At 47.3% G+C, this 19198-nt stretch carries 17 protein-coding genes; all 17 read right to left on the bottom strand.

Going from position 1 to position 19198, the window contains the following annotated elements; all coding sequences use genetic code 11:
* Window positions 1-75: 75 nt before the first annotated feature.
* The 17 genes from HUN04_12920 to HUN04_13000 all read right to left on the bottom strand — a co-directional run bounded on the left by HUN04_12920 (window position 76) and on the right by HUN04_13000 (window position 19190).
* Entirely contained in the window at window positions 76-1248 is a 1173-nt protein-coding gene (locus HUN04_12920) for a hypothetical protein (protein WDP90543.1), read from the bottom strand.
* A 201-nt stretch (window positions 1249-1449) separates the two neighbouring features.
* Window positions 1450-2535 (bottom strand): glycosyltransferase, encoded by a 1086-nt coding sequence (locus HUN04_12925; protein ID WDP90544.1) that lies wholly within the window; start codon window positions 2533-2535, stop codon window positions 1450-1452.
* 21 nt (window positions 2536-2556) lie between these two features.
* Window positions 2557-3660 carry a glycosyltransferase family 4 protein gene (locus HUN04_12930; protein ID WDP90545.1) on the bottom strand — a complete coding sequence of 368 codons (1104 nt, stop codon included), beginning with the start codon at window positions 3658-3660 and terminating at the stop codon, window positions 2557-2559.
* A complete protein-coding gene (locus tag HUN04_12935) occupies window positions 3653-4846 on the bottom strand; it encodes a glycosyltransferase family 4 protein (protein ID WDP90546.1) in 1194 nt (397 codons plus the stop codon). Before HUN04_12935 ends, HUN04_12930 begins: the two co-directional genes overlap by 8 nt.
* Window positions 4847-4920: 74 nt before the next feature.
* A complete protein-coding gene (locus HUN04_12940; GenBank protein WDP90547.1) occupies window positions 4921-6174 on the bottom strand; it encodes a right-handed parallel beta-helix repeat-containing protein in 1254 nt (417 codons plus the stop codon).
* Window positions 6175-6237: 63 nt separating this feature from the next.
* Window positions 6238-6831, bottom strand: coding sequence for an acyltransferase (locus HUN04_12945; GenBank protein ID WDP90548.1), 594 nt, complete (start codon window positions 6829-6831; stop codon window positions 6238-6240).
* 15 nt (window positions 6832-6846) lie between these two features.
* Entirely contained in the window at window positions 6847-8319 is a 1473-nt protein-coding gene (locus HUN04_12950; GenBank protein WDP90549.1) for an oligosaccharide flippase family protein, read from the bottom strand.
* Between the two features lie 267 nt (window positions 8320-8586).
* Window positions 8587-9591, bottom strand: coding sequence for a GDP-L-fucose synthase (locus HUN04_12955; protein ID WDP90550.1), 1005 nt, complete (start codon window positions 9589-9591; stop codon window positions 8587-8589).
* Entirely contained in the window at window positions 9584-10669 is a 1086-nt protein-coding gene (gene gmd, locus HUN04_12960) for a GDP-mannose 4,6-dehydratase (GenBank protein ID WDP90551.1), read from the bottom strand. The genes HUN04_12955 and gmd overlap by 8 nt, the downstream gene beginning before the upstream one ends.
* Before the next feature lie 26 nt (window positions 10670-10695).
* A complete protein-coding gene (gene rfbB / locus HUN04_12965) occupies window positions 10696-11754 on the bottom strand; it encodes a dTDP-glucose 4,6-dehydratase (GenBank protein ID WDP90552.1) in 1059 nt (352 codons plus the stop codon).
* On the bottom strand, window positions 11751-12614 hold the full coding sequence (gene rfbD / locus HUN04_12970) for a dTDP-4-dehydrorhamnose reductase (protein ID WDP90553.1): 864 nt from the start codon (window positions 12612-12614) through the stop codon (window positions 11751-11753). The genes rfbB and rfbD overlap by 4 nt, the downstream gene beginning before the upstream one ends.
* On the bottom strand, window positions 12611-13159 hold the full coding sequence (gene rfbC / locus HUN04_12975; GenBank protein ID WDP90554.1) for a dTDP-4-dehydrorhamnose 3,5-epimerase: 549 nt from the start codon (window positions 13157-13159) through the stop codon (window positions 12611-12613). The genes rfbD and rfbC overlap by 4 nt, the downstream gene beginning before the upstream one ends.
* Before the next feature lie 3 nt (window positions 13160-13162).
* Window positions 13163-14041, bottom strand: a complete 879-nt coding sequence (gene rfbA / locus HUN04_12980; protein WDP90555.1) for a glucose-1-phosphate thymidylyltransferase RfbA — start codon at window positions 14039-14041, stop codon at window positions 13163-13165.
* A 17-nt stretch (window positions 14042-14058) separates the two neighbouring features.
* Window positions 14059-15150, bottom strand: coding sequence for a UDP-N-acetylglucosamine 2-epimerase (non-hydrolyzing) (wecB, locus tag HUN04_12985; protein WDP90556.1), 1092 nt, complete (start codon window positions 15148-15150; stop codon window positions 14059-14061).
* Window positions 15151-15153: 3 nt separating this feature from the next.
* Window positions 15154-16851, bottom strand: a complete 1698-nt coding sequence (locus HUN04_12990; protein WDP90557.1) for a bifunctional sulfate adenylyltransferase/adenylylsulfate kinase — start codon at window positions 16849-16851, stop codon at window positions 15154-15156.
* Window positions 16852-16854: 3 nt separating this feature from the next.
* Window positions 16855-18144, bottom strand: coding sequence for a nucleotide sugar dehydrogenase (locus HUN04_12995; GenBank protein WDP90558.1), 1290 nt, complete (start codon window positions 18142-18144; stop codon window positions 16855-16857).
* A gap of 23 nt (window positions 18145-18167) precedes the next feature.
* Window positions 18168-19190 (bottom strand): SDR family oxidoreductase, encoded by a 1023-nt coding sequence (locus HUN04_13000; GenBank protein WDP90559.1) that lies wholly within the window; start codon window positions 19188-19190, stop codon window positions 18168-18170.
* Window positions 19191-19198: the final 8 nt, after the last annotated feature.

Below are 19198 nucleotides of genomic sequence, written 5' to 3' on the forward strand. Positions count from 1 at the left end.
TGGAAAAAGAATTTGAATCAAAATATCACGATCTTGCCGATTAAAAGTATAGGCGTCCATCTTTCCTTTTGACAGCTAACTGGAAGGGTATAATATCTTTCGCTGAATTATGCTTTGTCCAAACAAGTAGAAAAACAACAATGGCAAATAATCGCCTAAATAGATCGTCGGCGAATATATTAACCATATGCTCGCATAGACAAATCCACTTAGAAAAGTTCCAAAAGAGACCGCTTTCCAATAGGGCTCATGTGAAAGCCGCCAGTTTTTATACAAATGTGCATTTATAAAGATAAGAAATAAGAAGTAGATGAATCCACCAGCATAACCGTACTCAATGAGAGTAAAATTAAAGCACGTCAACCCATATTTTATAAAAATATCCTTGAAAACAGGGGAATTTAGTCTTTTCCGTTTGTCGGCAAACCTCGACTTTCCATATGACCCAGGTCCATAGCCGAAAACTAAGCGCCCAGGCCCTTTTTGGTACAAAACACTGATGACCTGTTTTGTTGATGAAAACCTGCCGGCGGTGTACCTTTTACTATTTGGATCCCGATATGTAGTATAATCTTTTGCATAGATAATAATATGGTTGAAGTCTATAGATCCCCCGACCTTGCTTTCCGGGTTCAAGGTGCGCATGAGCCTCGCAGCCCCTATGGTTGTCAGCACAACCATAAGTACCGAGACCAAAACAAGTTTAAATTTAAAATTCGGAACCGTTCTTTTGATTGTCTGAGCATCCATCAGGCCACAGAATATTGTAAACATAACCAAAAGGGGTAAGAAAAATATGATTGCCCGCTTTTCACCTATCAGGGATAAAGAAATAAAAGCGAAGGCCGCTAAAATGTATCTCCAGCGTGGTTTGTAATAAAAATAAAAGGCCATGGCGAACCCGATACTAACCAAGGTGATGATAACCGGTGCGGCCCCATCATTCATCGCATATGTACCCACGGCTTGTTCACCTTGTCCATAAATTACTAGTTTTACGATGGATGCAGGAATCTGAATTAAAAAAATGACTATAATCAGCGTATTTACTTTTTTTAGCTGGCTATAGCTTAACCCTGCATTAGCCAGAGCCAGAAAAAAGACATAAAAGCGAAAGACCAAACGCATGCCGAGGATGGTGGCGACCCCTAAATTATTATTAAAAACTGCCGACGCAATACCTACAATAAAGAACAACGCAAAAATTCCGAAATACGGAAGGCGAATTTTCCCCTTGGATTTGATCATGGAGATACAGAAAAAAATATATATCAGGGGCTCGGTTACCCATGCCACGTATGGGGGAACGATGTTCAACTGAATAAGATTGTTGCTGAAGAAAGCGATAATAAACAATATGTAAATTATTGGGACCATAATTATCTTAAACTTTTTATCAATTCAGGATTCAAGTATTCATCCGCCCTTAATCACATCATTTTTTGCTATTTATCCACTCAATTTTGCATCTGTTATATCATCAATGAAAGGGATAAAATTATCCTGAACAATACGATGCCAGCTATTCTTCAAAGCTTTTTTCCGTATTGATGGTGGATCATATTCTGCTTTGAGCCTCACGAGTTTCTTTAACCCTTGATAAAAGCCTTCTGCAGAATCCTTTATTAAGATTCCGTTTTCCTCATTAATGATTACAGCATTCTCTTTGGTGTTTGTTGCAATCACTGGCATGCCCGCTATTATGTACTCAAACGTTTTTGTCGGAGGCTGGCAGTCATACATTTCTGTAATCGGTATATAAGAAACGCCTACATTGCACCGATTAAAATAGCTGCTAAGTCTGTTTTGATGAATATAACCCGGCAAACGGACAATCCCATTGAGCCCTTTTTTATTCACCAACTGTTTTAAATTTTCCAGTTCACCATTATGCCCATCACCCACAATATCATAGGTCATCTCTATAGATCCGCCATACTTTTTAAAAAATTTAGAGAACCCCTGGATGGTATCTTCTATTTGTCGACCATCGAAAGTACCCACGTACAATAGATTTAGGGCATCAGAAGCAGAAAATCTTGCATTTATTGGATCGGCTCCGAGGGGCAATATATGGCATTTATACTTTGCCAAGCGCATTTTCTCTGCCAGGGATTTTGAAATGACAGAAATATATCTAAAGAACCTGCTTTCAAATTTTAGAATAAAATCGTTTGTCTTATTAATAGTTTTGTTGCCTGATATATAACCACTTCTGATGTCGAACACAAAGACCTTTTGCTTGTGGTAAAGCTTAACCAAGGCGCATCCAATAAAATACTTGATGAAAATTGCATCATAATTTCTCTTACAGATTTTAAGACATGCAAATAAGAATCTAAAATATCTAACTAAAACATTCCCTTTTCTCAAGATATAAATACACTCTACACCATCAACATTAAGTTTAGGCTCTCCAGAGTCAAACCCGAGATATGATATATTGAAATGCTTATTCGCATACTTGCAATAGGAAAAAGTATCAATATGGTAACCAAATTGTTTGGCGTTGATTATGAGAAGTTTTTTCTTCATTTCACGGTCATCAAATCATCGTTAAGTATTGCGGTCCCGTGGTGCCCCAGAATCGTTCATAATTCTGCGTATTCGGTTAAAATTATCAATAGAGTGATACTGGGTGGCATATTTCCGAGCATTCTCTCCAATTTGCTGTAAACGGTGAGAATCGCTGATAAGAGATTTAATATCTTTGATCAATTGCGTAAAACTGCCGGAATATAACCCCAAGCCCCTTTTTTCAATAATCCCGTCAGGGTCTACACTGAGGCTTACAACCGGAACCTTCCTCATCCAGGCCTGGACAAAAGTATTGCTGAAACCTTCATGCCGACTGGTATTCACTAAAAGATGACTTTTCGCCAGCAAATCATTCACTCTGCCATTTGATATTTCACCCATAACTTCGATCCCATTTCTCAGAGCCCTATCAATCAAGTTCGGATAGCCTTCATTTCGACCAACCATGATGAAACGAACATTTTCCACATTGCTCATCTGTTCAACAAGCTTAACAAACATTTCAGGCCGTTTTATGGGTTTCCAGTTGGCAATCCAAAGTATGGATATCTCTTTATTGGATTTCTTAAAACATCCGGGCGGTATGGGATGACCATTGGGTATAACCATAGCCCTTCGATTAAAATTTTTTTCAAGCAGGTGAGCCTGATATTCAGTTTGAACGATGATTGCATGTGCTATATTAAAACAAAAGCGTTTGAGCAGATATCCGGGGCTCTTTTTCACTCTTGCCGGTCGTAATAAATCTGGATCACTGGCAATATGTATGATTAGCTTAGACTTGTAGTATTTTGCATGGACCGCTACAAAATATAGATAGGCATTCATCCCACGATAGTAGATAATTGTCGGACGAAACTTCATCAACCCCCTTTTCCATAGCTGCGCTCCTTCGAAAAAAAAGGTTCTTCTGAGTAAAAAGACTTTCACTGGATTAATGGGATAAAGCAAGAAGCCATCATCCGCGACTTTTCCCTTTTTTTTAATAGCGTGGTTCCTGTATATAAATGCAACCTTAGCAAAATCCCGGCATTTCTGTGCCAAATAATACGCCTGAAGCTCTGCCCCACCCTGAGCAAAAGGAAAATACCCCGTAATAAAAAGGAGCCTTTCTTTATTCATATTTTACCTTATGGGAATAAAACCCCTGCTTCACAGCCTCTTCGAAAGAAAGCTTGTCCGAACAAAGTATCCGCCCTTTTGCCAAGGCATTGGCAGCAAGTTTCGCTCTGATTTCTGGATTCATGACATGTCTTATTTTGTGCTCCAGATCTACAATAGAATCAGGCTTGTATAGCAATCCATTTTTATCATCATCGATGACATATCTGAAAGCGCCAACTTCAGGTGCAATAACCGGGACACCAAGGATGAACGCCTCAATTGCCGATTTACACAAACCTTCAGACATTGCAATTCGTGTGGGATTGATAGCAACCCATGATTTTTTAAACAGATAAGCAACTTCTACCCTAGATTTCTCACCAAGGATAAAAACCTCGCCTTTCAAACCATCAGCCTCTATGGCTTTTTGAAGAGGTTTACAGCAACTTCCTCCACCAGCATAAACCATCACAAGACTTTTTATTTGTCTATTGACGGCTTTAAAGGCATCGTAAAGATCGTATACACCTTTGCCAGGCTCCATTCTGCCAACGTAAAAAAGTAGCTTCTTTTCTTTGTCATTGATGCAAGAAGGTAGCCCGGATTGAACAGATTCTTCGAAACAGTTAATTTTAGAGAAGTCGTCGAACGATGCTATATACTCTATCATGCCTTTTCTTCTAATCTTACATAATTGTCTGTATAGAAAGGGACCGTGGGCAACAACAAAATGGCACCTTTTTAATATCAATAACTCAAATAGCCTATCAAATCTCCTTCCTACAGATAAATCAGAGTGGAGGGAGACAATTAGCTTGGATCTGATTAGCATAGAGACCACATAACAAACCAGAAGGGAACTCCCCCTAGCACAAAGAATATAATCTGGTTTAAATTTAAGCAGTTCGAACCCTACCAAAAAAGGAAAAACGATACGCCTGCATATATTTAAAAATTTTGGATTGGTTTTTATCGTTAAGGTTTTGGCAACACAATGCTTTCTTTTTACTTTTTTAGTCGATTTCCCCCAGGAAAGTAGTAGCAGGCTTCCCCGCCTTTCCATCAGCCTATAAATTGAGTGAATATAATACAATTGACCGCCGGTTACGGTGGAAGAAGTTTCATCAATACTTACCAATTCAGCCGCAACATCTCCTGGTTTGATGTAACAGAATTTCAATATCCCCTTGGTTGACTTATTCATTTTAACCATCTTAAAATACTTAATAATCTTGCCGAAACCCAAACCGAATCCCCGGATAGTTTTGTTGAGAGGCTTTAAGGGGTTGGAAATGAATCGTCTGGTGCGTATTTATGCTGGAATCGTTCAAAATCATATTTACCGTTTAAAGGGTCATAAAACACCCGGCTGTCTCCTTCTTGGTTGTACCAGGTGTTTCCCTCCCATCTCACGTCCATATCCCCCGGCCAAATTTTTAAAAACCGAAGCATCACGCCTTTAGGGGATTTTCCTTTTGATGCCCAAAAAACGTTTCTTCGAAAAACTATCTTTCCTCCCAAAGCATTTGATTTCCCAAAATCAATAATTTGCCGTGTCCTGCTCAATGCAGTGGATTCAAAGACACAATTTTCAACTATTAAATCTTCCGCACCGGTAATAGTCAAAACGGTTTTCTCATATCCTCCTCTAAACACAGAATCTGTGAGGGTGACGTTTCGAGCCCTACCAATAATGATACCATATTTAAATTCGTTTACAGAATTGTGTCGCCTAATTGTTACATTTGATGTCCCGTGCCCGAGAAGGATTCCGCTGTCATGATTTTCCTGGGTATGATTATCTTCAACCAGAATATCGCTGCCAGCTGTTATATCAATCCCCTGTTCAGCACAGTTGCTTATCCGATTGTTGCGAATGATGTGACTTCTGCCAATATCGCTTTCTAATTGATCTCTATGAAGGGAAATACCGTCATTGGTGAGTGCATCGCTTATGGTGCAGCCCTCCACCACAGTCTGGGTAAGTTTGCTATTTGGGTCCCCCATCATGGCGATACCGGTATTGCCAACCTGCCGAATGATACAATTGGATATAGTGAAGTTATTTCCACCGTCATTAATCAGTATTCCATTCTTGCTGGTATCGTATATCTCAAGATTCTTTATCAAAATATTCGAACATCCCTTTGCAAATCCAAGCCCCTGATCTTTTGATCCCTTAATTATTAAATCCTTGAACACCAGGTGATGTTTACCAAAACACCTTAAAATGCTTCCTGTCGCATCACCTAATATCAAGGGTTTCCGATCTGAGGACTCACCTCGTATAGTAATCGTTGCCCCTTTCACTCCCGAAGTTTTTATTGCGATATTCTCCAGATACGGTTTTTTAGAGCCGTTAGACAAAATAACAATAACATCGCCGGGTTGTACCATTCTTAGCGCCATTTTAATGGTTTTAAACGGAGCCTCTTTGCCTCCTGAATTAATGTTTTTCCCTAACAAATTATTTACATAGTAGGTTCCAGAATGACAGATATTGACTTGCAGACCTGAAAGGATAAAGAGCAATAGAAACCTCGAAAAGGTCGCCCTGAATTTTTTATTTATATAACACACCATATATTTTTATTATTATCTTTGACCGATAACCTTTGCCGGCACACCACCCACAATTGAAAATGGAGGGATACTTTTTGTCACAACAGCACCGGCCGCGACGATACATCCTTGGGGTATTGCTACGCCTGGTAAAATTGTAGCATTAGCACCAATCCAAACATCATCTTTTATATTTATAGGCGCATGACTTTCACCCTGTTCCATAATAGGCCTATCTCGCTCCTTAAATATATGATTATTTGTTATTAAGTTGACCCTAGGACCTATGCGCACCATATTCCCAATGGTAATCCCACCACTTCCCAAGAGATAGCAGTGACGATTAAGACTACATTTTTTACCAATATAAATAAAACCTTGGAAGGTGCGAAGCACACAATCCTCGTGTACTTCAGAAAAATCACCTATTTTAATGGCAAATTCTTTTGAATTAGATCCAGGCAATAGGGCACAATTATTCTTTAATAGCACATTATCACCAATCCAAATTTTTTTTCTGTTTACAAAAGAAATCGTCCCGGTCACACGCAGATTTGAGGATGGTCCGTTGAACACACGTTTGTAGAAAAATCCCAGGCTTTCTCTATAAATATCCATCAGTAGCATAAAGATCAGGCTCCACTATCCGACTCTTTGTTGATTCTTTTTTATCAATCCAATCACCGATAATAAAAGTCTTACTTTAGGGTTCTGTTTGCCAAAACGATAAAAAAAGGCTCTCTCTTTTTCACTGAAGAATAGAAACCGAAACTGAATCGCAAATGCCATACTGATTAATACTATTCCTGCGCCAAGCATAGTAAAATGGTTCTGTATCAAGCATCCGAGTAACCACCCAGTTCCGGCAACCCCAGTCCAGTATAGACCTAAACTGAAAAAAAATGACGACATGCCAGAAAAACTGGCAAATTCCCTTACAAAAAACCAGATAAACAAATTTTTTGCCAGAGTCGCACTTCCTGTAGCTATAACCGCACCCCAGATACCAAAAAAATGAATCAAAACAATATCGGCAAAGATATTGTACACAGCGAAAACCTTGCTGTATAAAATAATCTCCGCTTTTTCTTTTAGCTGAGCAGTTAACCCTAGTGGAGTTTGAAATGCATTCAATAAGGATATTATTGAAACGGCTACCAATATCAAATAGTAATCTAAAAACTTTCCTGAAAAAAAGACAATAATCATTTCCTGACTGTACAAAAGGAAAAAGCAAAAGAGTGGAACCTGGAAGAGATATGTCAATTTTAAAAGGAGTTGATAGTTTTGAGTGATTTGCTGTTTAGATGACTCTTGGTTCCCGCTAAAAAAACTGGGCTGAATCACCTGCAGGAGGTAATTGATGGGCAGAAACCGATCAGCCATCCGAGTGATCCGATAACAAAAACTATAGGCTCCAACAGCTATCGGATTCAAATACATGGCAATGATGAAATTATCAAAATTTGAATCCAAAAGCCCTGCTCCCGCATCGTTGAAATTGTAAAAAAGAGCATACCGCGTGATGCGCTTTCGCTCATGGGGAGGAATTTTTTCATGATCGCCGCCGGCCTTTTGTACTTTTAGCCAATAGACAATTTCTAACAATATAAAAATAATAATATAGGCAAGTAGATCAACAACCAGGATATGCCAAAGGTTCCATGAAAACCAGATTGCATTACCGTACCCTACACCTTTGATCAAAACAAACAACAACGAGAACCCTTGGGAATATTTCTGAAGAAAATAGGAATTCAGGCATGTTTCAAGTATGCTCCTTTGAAGGTGTAAAATGATTATAAAACAGAACAATAAAAAATAATTTTTATAAGCTGCTACGTCCAAGATAGGAGCTGCAAAATCCCAAAGCAGTAAAAAGATCGCAAGCGCCGTGATATTGGAAACAAGGCGTAGAAACGAGGCTACTCTGTACAATCGATGGGCAATCTCGTATTCCCCCCTGCTGTAATACTCCGGCATATAGCGTTGAAGCGTATTGGCAATACCAAAGGAAAAAACCATGCCCATCAAGGCAATTAAAGAGTATAGCAGATTATATATCCCATAATCGTGCTCGGATAGTGCTCTAACAAGAAGAACTGTTACGGCCATGCCTCCTACTTGAGCCAGGAGTCGGAAGACTACTGTAAACTTGGTTGCGGACACACTTTTCTTGAACAATGATTGGTTGGAAGGATTCATCAACTGTGGATTATGCATAAGGAATTTTAAGTGATTGAGTTAAGGGGCTTTGGGGAGGTTCTATAATTCTTTCTTCAATCTCAAACTATAGCCAAAATTAGAACCCTGTTTTTGCGAATTTTCAAAGTATTTTCTTTTTAAATCCAATTTCCATTGTAGCCAGGGGATGAAGAGTCTTCAATGATTATTACTTCGAAACCAGTCATATGTTAATTTAATTCCTTTTTTTAAAGGGGTGCAATACTCCCAACCCAAAGATTTTAGTATTGATATATCTAAAATCTTTCTGAACGTCCCATCGGGTTTGCCTTCATCCCAGACAAGGCGCCCTTCATAACCTATCTGATTTTTAATCATTTGGGCAAGTTCCTTAATGGTACAGTCAATGCCAGTGCCCACATTGAAAAAACAGAGAGTTTGGTTAACTATCAAAGCCATACCCCAATCATCTTCCGTCATGGAAATTATATAAGTGCTCGCATCCGCCATGTCATCAACATGCAGAAATTCCCTGCGTGGATTACCAGTCCCCCAAACAACCACCTCTGGTGCACCTGCCATTTTGGCCTCATGGAATTTCCGAATCAGGGCAGGTAGTACATGGGAAGTTTCAAGGTCGAAATTGTCATTGGGGCCATAGAGGTTGGTGGGCATGATTGCCATAAATCTTGTGCCGTATTGCCGGTTGTAGGCTTCGCACATTTTGATGCCGGCTATTTTAGCAATGGCATAGGGTTCGTTGGTGGGTTCCAGCGGGCCTGTGAGCAGATATTCCTCTTTAATGGGCTGGGGGGCGTCTTTGGGGTAGACGCAGGAGGAACCCAGAAAGAGGAGTCTTGCCGCTTTGTGGACATAGGCCGCATGGATGACATTGGTCTGAATAGCCAGATTCTCGTAGATAAACTGGGCCGGGTAGGTGTTGTTGGCATGGATGCCGCCGACCCTGGCTGCCGCAAGAAAGACATACGCTGGCGTCTCAGTCTTGAATAGGCTGTCTACTTCAGCCTGCCTCGTGAGGTCAGCCTGGATGTGGTTAATCGGCATATCCTTCTGCTCATCAAGGATTGAAGAGTGGTAGGTGCCGATAAGGTTGGTATACCCTTTTTTTACTAGGTTGCGGATAATGGCGGAACCCACCATGCCGGAGGCGCCTGCGATGAGGATTTTATCTGTCTTATTCATTGGGCGTATTTACCTTAAATCCGGCCCGCTGGCAGAGTTCATCTCGTTTTGCCTCATCAAGATCGGTCCGGGTCATTTCACGAACCAATTCCTTAAAACTGATTTTTGGTTCCCAGCCAAGGTTCTGCTTGGCCTTGGATGGGTCTCCCAGGAGGGTGTCCACCTCTGTGGGGCGGAAATATCTGGGGTCTACAGCAACGATGGTCTTACCGTTGGCCGGGTTGATGCCCTTTTCATCAATGCCTTTCCCCTGCCACTCGACGGCCATGCCCAGTTCTTTGGCAGAGAGTTCCACAAATTCCCGGACCGAATGCTGCTCGCCCGTGGCGATGACATAGTCTTCCGGAATTTTCTGCTGGAGCATGAGCCACTGCATCTCCACATAGTCTTTGGCATGACCCCAGTCCCTCAGTGCATTCATGTTGCCAAGATAGAGGCAGTCCTGCATGCCCAGATGGATTCGGCAGAGCGCCCGGGTGATTTTCCGGGTGACAAAGGTTTCCCCACGGATAGGGGATTCATGGTTAAACAGGATGCCGTTGCAGGCGTAGATATTATAAGCTTCCCTGTAGTTGACCGTAATCCAGTAGGCGTAAAGTTTGGCGCAGGCATAGGGGGACCTGGGGTAAAACGGTGTATTTTCAGTCTGGGGGATTTCCTGTGCCTTGCCGTAGAGTTCCGAAGTGGAGGCCTGGTAAAATCGTGTTTTATTTTCCAGACCCAGGAGCCGGATGCCTTCCAGAAGGCGCATGGCGCCCAGGGCATCTGTATCTGCGGTGTATTCCGGGGATTCAAAGGAAACCTGAACATGGCTTTGGGCCGCCAGGTTGTAGACCTCGTCCGGCTGAACCTGCTGAAGAATACGAATGAGGTTGGTGGCATCGGTGAGGTCTCCGTAGTGGAGGATCAGTTTTCGGTTGTCTGTGTGGGGGTCCTCGTAGAGGTGGTCGATGCGGTCTGTATTAAAAAGGGAGGCACGGCGCTTGATGCCGTGAACTTCGTAGCCTTTTTCAAGAAGGAACTGCGCCAGGTAAGCACCGTCCTGGCCAGTAATACCGGTGATGAGTGCTTTTTTCATTTTTGTCTTCTCAGCATGAGGTAATTTTATTTGATCAACGTTTCCCACCAATCTTCATGGTTTAGATACCATTGAACAGTTTTACGAATGCCGGCATCGAAGGATGTCTTTGGGCTATAACCGAGATCAGTAGTAATTTTGGACGCATTGATGGCATAGCGGCGATCATGGCCGGCCCGGTCCGTGACGTGGGCAATCAGGGTCGAAGAACTGGTGCTGTTGGCCGGGGGGGCCTGTGGGAATCTTTGCTTTAGTTCAGGGGCTTCGGCAAAAGTGTCGTCCATGATAGTGCAGACCAGATGGACGATGTCCAGGTTGAACTGTTCGTTGTTTCCGCCGATGTTGTATGTTTCCCCGACTTTGCCCCGGTTGAGGATCAGGTCCACGCCCAGGTTGTGGTCATCCACGTAAAGCCAGTCCCGGATCTGCCGGCCGTCACCGTAGACCGGAATGGGCCGGTTGTTGAAGATATTGGTGATCATCAGGGGAATTAGCTTTTCCGGGAACTGGAAGGGGCCGTAGTTGTTGGAACAGTTGGAGGTGGTCACTTCCAGGCCGTAGGTTTCGTGGTAGGCCCGGACCAGGTGGTCCGAGGCGGCTTTGCTGGCTGCATAGGGAGAATTGGGGGCATAGGGAGTGGTCTCCGAGAATGCCGGATCCGACGGCGACAAGGTGCCGTAGACTTCATCCGTGGACACATGGTGGAACCTGTGGGGTTTTACGCTTTTGTCCAGCCAGATTTTTTTTGCGGCCTTGAGGAGGCTGTGAGTACCGACCACATTGGTGTCGATGAAGGCGTCTGGGCCGGAAATTGAACGGTCCACATGGGACTCTGCGGCAAAATGGACGATGGTGTCGATAGCGTGGCTTTCCAGGAGGCGTTCCACCAGGGCCTGGTCATTTATGTTACCGTGGACGAATTCGCAGTTGGGATTTTTTTCTGCCTTTGCCAGGCTTTCCCGGTTTCCGGCATAGGTCAGGGCGTCCAGTACGATGACCCGGTCTTCGGGATAATTGTTCAGCCAATAATATACAAAGTTGGTGCCGATAAAACCGGCGCCTCCTGTCACAAGCAGGGTTTTCATTTTGTCATTTCCTTGAGCATGGCGCGGAGTTGTATCCGCCAGTGGACAGGCGTAATGCCGGTGGCCTCCCACATGGACCCTTTGTCCAGAATACTGTAGCAGGGCCGTTGGGCCGGAGTGGGGTATTGGTCGGAGCCGACCGGTGTTATGGTCACTGGGTTTTTGAGCAGGCCCAGGGCAAGGCCTTCTTCCTGGATGGCCACGGCAAAGTCGTACCAGGAAGCGGTGCCGGCGTCGGTCCAATGGTGAACGCCCAGGACACCTTTATCAAGGCAGGTCCAGACGGCCCTGGCCAGCCCATTGGCCCAGGTGGGAGTCCCCACCTGATCGTCGATGACGCTAATGGACTTTCCGTCGGACATGAGTTTCAGCATGGTTTTAACAAAATTTTGGCCATGGGCGGAATAGAGCCAGGCTGTCCGGATAATCAGGGCTTTACCCTGTAGCCTATCCCGGACGGCGGTTTCTCCGCCGAGTTTGGACCGGCCGTAGATGGATTGGGGATCAGGCTTGTCCTGGGGCAGCCAGGGGGTGTAATGGCGGCCGCTGAAAACATAATCCGTAGAGATGTGAACCAGGCCGATGCCGGATTCGGCGGCCAGGACCGCAATTTCAGAAACAGCATCCCGGTTGATGCGAAAGGCCGTTTTTGTTTCTTTTTCCGCCCGGTCAACGGCGGTATATGCGGCGGCATTGATAATCATATCCGGTGCTGAAGTGTCAATGCAGGAACGGATACTGTCCGGTAAAAGAAAATCCACTTTGGGATAGTCGCATGTCGCAAGGGAAACATGGACCGGGCAGGTCCGGGTCAACTCCATGCCGAGTTGGCCGCCGGCGCCGAGCAGCAGAACCTTCAATTAAAGACCTCCGCCTCTTTCAAAGCGACACCCTTTTCGTCCTTTTCCGAGAGCAGGGGGCGGCTGCCGGAAACCAGAGGCCACTGGATATTAATATCCGGATCATCCCAGAGGATGGAACGTTCATGCTCCGGTGCGTAGTAATCGGTGCATTTGTATACAAATTCCGCTTCTTTGCTGAGAACGTAAAAACCATGGGCAAATCCGGGAGGGACCCACATGAGTTTTTTATTCTCCTGAGAGAGAATCTCCCCCACCCATCGGCCGAAAAAGGGAGAACTGCGGCGCAGATCCACGGCCACGTCAAATACCTCGCCGGCAATCACCCGGACCAGTTTACCCTGGGAATGCTTGACCTGGTAGTGCAGCCCCCTGAGAATCCCTTGGGTGGAGCGGCTGTGATTGTCCTGGACAAAGGCGGTGTCCGCCACATTTTCCCTGAAAAAACTGTCCCTAAAGGTTTCCATGAAATAGCCCCGGCGGTCGCCGAAGACCTCGGGTTCCATGATAACCACATCGGGTATGGACAGGGGTGTCAACTGCATCTATTAATTTCCCTTTTGCTTGACCAGGTCGAGCAGGTATTGTCCGTATCCGTTTTTATTCATTGATTCTGCGATTTCGGTCAATTTATCGGCATCAATCAGGCCCATACGGAAAGCAATTTCTTCGGGGCAGGCGATTTTCAGCCCCTGGCGGTCTTCCACCACCTTGATAAAGATACCGGCATCCAGCAGGGACTCGTGGGTGCCGGTGTCCAACCAGGCCGTGCCGCGGCTGAGTAGCTCCACCGTGAGGTCCTGGCGCTCAAGATAGGCCTTATTGACATCGGTGATTTCAAGTTCCCCACGGGCCGACGGGGTCAACTGCTTTGCGATCTCCACCACGTCGTTATCGTAAAAATAAAGACCGGTGACGGCATAATTGGATTTGGGAACTTTGGGCTTTTCTTCTATGCTCATGACCCGGCCGTCGCCGTTGAATTCGACCACGCCGTAGCGTTCCGGATCCTTTACGTAATATCCGAACACGGTTGCCCCCCGGTCTCGGCCGGCAATGACCTGGAGCCTTTCGGACAGGCCTTCCCCGTAGAAAATATTGTCTCCCAGCACCAGGGTGACGCGGTCGGCCCCGATGAACTGCTCCCCTATGATGAAGGCCTGGGCCAGGCCGTCCGGTGAGGGCTGGACCGCGTATTCCAGATTGATGCCCCATTGGGACCCGTCCCCCAGCACCTTCTGGAAACTATCCGCATCATGGGGGGTGGTAATGACAAGGATATCCCGGATGCCCGACAGCATCAGGGTGGACAAAGGATAATAGATCATGGGTTTTTCATAGACGGGCATGAGCTGCTTGCTCACCGCCAGGGTCAGCGGATAAAGCCTTGTGCCGGATCCACCGGCCAGAATGATACCTTTACGCATTATCCAATTTCCCCTTCTTACGCTAAAATAAGTTCCGCTATTCTCTCGGCGGCCCGGCCGTCCCAGAATTTGGGCCTCTGCCCCGTTTTCCAGCCGTTGTCCATGATCCGTTCGAAGGCGGCCAGGATTTTTTCCGGGGAATTGCCCATGAGTTCATTGGTGCCCTGGGTGACGGTGATGGGGCGTTCGGTATTTTCCCGGATGGTGAGGCAGGGAATGCCCAGGGCCGTGGTTTCCTCCTGGAGGCCGCCGGAATCGGTCAGGGCCACCCGGCTGTCCTTCCAGAGATTTAAAAATTCCATGTAGGAAAGGGGCTCGGTCAGCTGAATGCTTCTGCCCGGGGTGATGCCGAAGGCCTCCATATTTTTCCGGGTCCTTGGATGGATGGGAAAAATCAGGGGCAGCCGCTGGGAAATTTTGTTAAGGGTATTAAAAATCGCTTCAAGGGTTGCTTTATCATCCACGTTTGACGGGCGGTGGAGGGTGACCACTCCGTATTCGCCGTGATCCTTTTTAAAAGCCGCCGTGGGGAACCCGGCCGTGTCCATGGTCTCCAATTTCTCCATCTGGTAGTAGAGATTATCGATCATCACATGGCCCACAAAATGGATTTTGTCCTGGGGCTTGCCCTCTTTGATGAGGTTTTCCAGGCCCTGCTCTTCGGTGACGAAAAACAGGTCGGAGATGGAATCGGTGACCATGCGGTTGATCTCTTCGGGCATGGCCAGATCAAAGGAGCGCAACCCGGCTTCCACATGGGCCACCTCAATGCAGAGTTTTTTGGCCACGATGGAACAGGCCAGGGTGGAATTGACATCCCCCACCACCACAACCAGGTCGGGCCTGTCCTTCTGGCAGATCTCCTCGAACCCAGTCATAATTTTTGCAGTCTGCCGGGCATGGGAGCCGCCGCCGGCGCCCAGGTGGTAGTCGGGCTGCCGGATACCCAGCTCTTCAAAAAAAACATCACTCATATTGGCGTCATAGTGCTGGCCGGTGTGGACGATCCTATAATCGATCTTATCTGGACGATTGTCAAAGGCACGGGCCATGGGAGCAATTTTCATGAAATTGGGCCTGGCGCCGGCGATGAGCATTATTTTTTTCATGACCTAAATATATCCTTTTTGGCTGAGGTAGACCATTACTTCCTGGGCAGCCTCATCCGGGGTGAGGTTGGTGGTGTCTATTCGGAGTTCCGGACTCCCAGGGGCTTCATAGGGGTCGCCGACCCCGGTGAAATCCTTGATCAGGCCAGCCCGGGCCTTGGCATACATCCCCTTTCTGTCCCGTTTTTCGCATTCGGAGATGGGAGTGGAGACATGGACCTCAAAAAATCCGCCGTGGGCCTCTATGGCCGCCCTGATCCCGGCCCGGGTTTTCTCATAGGGGGCAATGGGGGCGCAGATGGCAATGCCGCGGTTCTTTGTAATTTCCGCGGCCACATATCCGATGCGCCGGACATTGATGTCCCTATGTTCCTTGGAAAAATTCAGTTCGGAAGACAGATTCCTCCTGACGATATCCCCGTCCAGAAGGGTAACCGGCCGGGTGCCGATTTCCAGAAATTTTGCATAGAGGATTTTTGCGATGGTGGACTTGCCCGCGCCGGAGAGGCCGGTGCAGAAAACGGTAAAGCCCTGTTTGCCCGGCGGCGGATAGGAATTCTGCAGTTCCCGTATCACTTCGGGAAATGAGGCCCATGCCGGCACATTTTTCCCTTTACGGATCCGTTTCTGGATATCATCCCCTGAAAAGGAGATGGTGTCAGTCTTTTCCGGGACATCCCGGGTGAATCTGAACTCATCCTCAAAAGGAAGATAGACCATTTCGTCAAAGGAGATGACTTGGATGCCCAGTTCTCCCGAGGCCTCTCCGGCATACCGAGTGGCCTGGTCCTTGGGATAAAAAGGCGCATTGTCACGACCGTTCCCCGGTGAAGCATGGCTGTCGCCGATGACAAAATGGGTACAGCCGTAGTTCTTGCCCACAATCAAATGGAGCAGGGCCTCCCTTGGCCCTGCCATGCGCATGGACATGGGCAGCAGGTTGACCATATAGGAATCCGGAGGATAATTGGCCGCCACTTTCTGGTAGCAGCGCATCCGGGTAAAGTGGTCGAAATCACCGGGTTTGGGGATGCCGGCAATGGGCAGCAGCAGTAAATTGGCCTTGGCCTGAGCCATGGCCTGGAGGGTCATTTCAAACTGGGGCCGGTGGATGGGCTGACGGGTATAAAAGCCCACGGTCCGCTTCCAGCCCATTTTTTGCGTGGCCGCCCTGACTTCGGCCGGGGTTCTGCGCATCTGCCTGAAATCCGAATGGATGGGCAGGTTCATGGCCTGGACTTTGCCGCCGATATAATATTTGCCGGAGCGGCTGAACAGGTAATCCACACCGGGATGGGAGCGGTCTGTGGTACCGTAGACGGCCCGGGCTTCTTTTTCAACGTCCATCTGCCAAATATCTTCGACACCCATGATGCCCAAAGGAAATCCTTCTTTATCCCTCAGGGCCACAGACTGGCCTGTCTCAAGGGTCTGGGCAAAGCTTTCCGTGACATCCAGGCAGACGGGCATGGGCCAGAGTTCGCCGGTTTCAAGGCGCATGCGGTCCAGGACGGACTCATAGTCAATCTGGCGCATGAACCCCCTCAAAGGAGAAAACGCCCCGGTGGACAGCAGCTCAAAATCACAGATCTGTCGGTCATTGAGCACCACATCCGGCATTTTAGAAATGAGAGACTTGAACAGGGGATACTTGTCCCTGTCAATGAGCAGTTCCCTGCGTAAACCGCTGTCCCCGGCCATCTTCTATAATCTCCAGAATTGAACGCCGGATTTTTCCACTTCATCCACATCCAGCATACACTTGACATCAATGAGGCAGCCTTTGTCATTGAGCTTGCCGGAGAAGGCTTCCAGGGGCTGTTCCTTATACCAGGCATGGGGAACGGCCAGGATGAGGGCGCCCAGATCCTGCAGGTCGTCCCAGGGATGCAGGGTCACGCCATAATATTTTTGCGCCTCGGCTGGATCTGCCATGGGATCGTGAACCAGGACATCACAGCCGTAGGATTCCAGCTCTTCAATAATATCCACCACCCGGGTATTTCTCAGGTCCGGGCAGTCCTCCTTAAAAGTCAGGCCCAGGACGCCGACCTTTTTGCCCTTGATATGCTGGGAGGCGGCGATCATCATTTTGATGGTTTTTTCCACAACGAATTTGCCCATATCATCGTTGATCCGGCGTCCTGCCAGGATGATGGCCGGGTGGTAGCCTTCGCTCTGGGCCTTGTAGGTCAGGTAATAGGGATCCACACCGATACAGTGTCCCCCCACCAGGCCGGGGAAGAATTTGAGGAAATTCCATTTGGAGCCGGCGGCCTCAAGCACGTTCTTGGTATCGATCCCCAGGCGGTCGAAGATCAGGGCCAGTTCGTTCATCAATGCGATGTTCAGGTCGCGCTGGGTGTTTTCAATGACCTTGGCCGCTTCGGCTTCCTTGATATTTTGGGTTCTGTGGACACCGGCCTCAATGATGGATTCATAGAGGGCCGCCACCTTTTCCAGGGTATCCTCGTCATCCCCGGAGACCACCTTAACGATCCTTGTCAGGGTATGTTCCTTGTCGCCGGGGTTGATCCGTTCCGGGGAGTAGCCCACATGGAAATCCTCTTTCCAGGTCATTCCCGACTCTTTTTCAAGGATGGGTACGCAGATGTCTTCGGTGACCCCGGGATATACCGTGGACTCGAAAACAACGATGGCCCCTTTTTTCATTACCCGGCCCACGGTGCGGGAGGCGCTTTCCACGGGGAAAAGATCCGGCCGCCGGGCCTTGTCAATGGGGGTGGGTACGGCCACCACAATGATGTCGGCATCGGACATGAGCTGGGGATCTGTGGTGGGGGTAAAAAATTCCGCCTTTTCAAACTCTTCCGTTGAAACTTCTCCGGTGGGATCCTCATGGGCCAGGCTGTTGTCCACAATGGCCTGTTTCAAATCAAAGCCCACCGTATCGTAAAGGCGGGCAAAATGAACGGCCAAAGGAAGCCCCACATATCCGAGGCCCACGACTGCAATTTTCATCTCTTGTTTCATGATCTTCTATATCCTTCTAACGATTAACTCAGATTATCCATATACCATTGGGCCGCCAGGTCCAGCCCCTGGGCAACTGAATATGCAGGGTCATATCCCAAAAGGTCGCGGGCCTTTGATATGTCCGCCAGGGAATGCCGGACATCCCCGGGCCGGAACGCCCTGTACACCGGTTCTGCCCCGGCCGCCTCCGGATATCTGCCCGCCACCCGGTCCCGGACCATGGCAAAGAGTTCATTTAAGGTGGTCCGCTGCCCGAAGGCGACATTATAGACCTGGTTGACGGCATCCTTATCTTGGGCAAGGCAGGCCAGAATATTGGCCTGGACACAATTGTCTATATAACAGAAATCCCTGGAGGTGTCTCCATCCCCGTTGATGAAAAGCTCCCGGCCCCGGATCAGGGCGGAAAACCACAGGGGAATAACGGCGGCGTAGGCGCCGTTGGGGTCCTGCCGGCGGCCGAACACGTTAAAATACCTGAGTCCTATGGTTTTCATATTGTAGGTTGAGGCAAACACCTTGGCATACAACTCGTTGACATACTTGGTCACGGCATAGGGGGAGAGGGGGCTGCCGATGGTATCTTCCTGTTTGGGAAGCCCCGGATGATCTCCGTAGGTGGAGCTGGATGCCGCGTAAACAAAGCGGTCTGTCCCGGCATGGCGTGCGGCTTCCAGCATATTCAGGAACCCGGTGATATTGTTTTCATTTGTATTGATGGGATTTTCAATGGAACGGGGGACAGACCCCAGGGCCGCCTGGTGAAGGATAAAATCCGCTCCTTCGGCGGCGGACCTGCAGGTGTCATAATTCCTGATGTCCCCTTCTATGAATTTAAACTGCGCCCAGTTGCCTTCCCCCACGATGTCCCTTACCTGGTCCAGGTTGTGTTGGAACCCGGTGGAAAAATTATCCAGCCCGGTCACCTTCTGACCTGATTTCAAAAGGGTCTCAACCAGGTTGGAGCCGATGAACCCGGCACAGCCGGTCACCAGCCAGTGATATTTCTTTTCGTCTAATTTACGTTGCAGATCCGCCTGCATAATACTCC

The sequence above is a fragment of the Desulfobacter sp. genome (genome assembly GCA_028768525.1).
Lineage (GTDB): Bacteria > Desulfobacterota > Desulfobacteria > Desulfobacterales > Desulfobacteraceae > Desulfobacter.

Bases quoted from the DNA above. Each gene is read 5' to 3' on its own strand.
- HUN04_12920 (WDP90543.1), bottom strand. From the start codon at position 1,248: ATGATCAAATCCAAGGGGAAAATTCGCCTTCCGTATTTCGGAATTTTT.
- wecB (WDP90556.1), bottom strand. From the start codon at position 15,150: ATGAAAAAAATAATGCTCATCGCCGGCGCCAGGCCCAATTTCATGAAA.
- HUN04_12950 (WDP90549.1), bottom strand. From the start codon at position 8,319: ATGGCCGTAACAGTTCTTCTTGTTAGAGCACTATCCGAGCACGATTAT.
- HUN04_12945 (WDP90548.1), bottom strand. From the start codon at position 6,831: ATGCTACTGATGGATATTTATAGAGAAAGCCTGGGATTTTTCTACAAA.
- HUN04_12925 (WDP90544.1), bottom strand. From the start codon at position 2,535: ATGAAGAAAAAACTTCTCATAATCAACGCCAAACAATTTGGTTACCAT.
- rfbB (WDP90552.1), bottom strand. From the start codon at position 11,754: ATGAAAACCCTGCTTGTGACAGGAGGCGCCGGTTTTATCGGCACCAAC.
- HUN04_12995 (WDP90558.1), bottom strand. From the start codon at position 18,144: ATGAAACAAGAGATGAAAATTGCAGTCGTGGGCCTCGGATATGTGGGG.
- HUN04_12990 (WDP90557.1), bottom strand. From the start codon at position 16,851: ATGGCCGGGGACAGCGGTTTACGCAGGGAACTGCTCATTGACAGGGAC.
- HUN04_12935 (WDP90546.1), bottom strand. From the start codon at position 4,846: ATGAATAAGTCAACCAAGGGGATATTGAAATTCTGTTACATCAAACCA.
- HUN04_12955 (WDP90550.1), bottom strand. From the start codon at position 9,591: ATGAATAAGACAGATAAAATCCTCATCGCAGGCGCCTCCGGCATGGTG.
- rfbC (WDP90554.1), bottom strand. From the start codon at position 13,159: ATGCAGTTGACACCCCTGTCCATACCCGATGTGGTTATCATGGAACCC.
- rfbA (WDP90555.1), bottom strand. From the start codon at position 14,041: ATGCGTAAAGGTATCATTCTGGCCGGTGGATCCGGCACAAGGCTTTAT.
- HUN04_13000 (WDP90559.1), bottom strand. From the start codon at position 19,190: ATGCAGGCGGATCTGCAACGTAAATTAGACGAAAAGAAATATCACTGG.
- gmd (WDP90551.1), bottom strand. From the start codon at position 10,669: ATGAAAAAAGCACTCATCACCGGTATTACTGGCCAGGACGGTGCTTAC.
- HUN04_12930 (WDP90545.1), bottom strand. From the start codon at position 3,660: ATGAATAAAGAAAGGCTCCTTTTTATTACGGGGTATTTTCCTTTTGCT.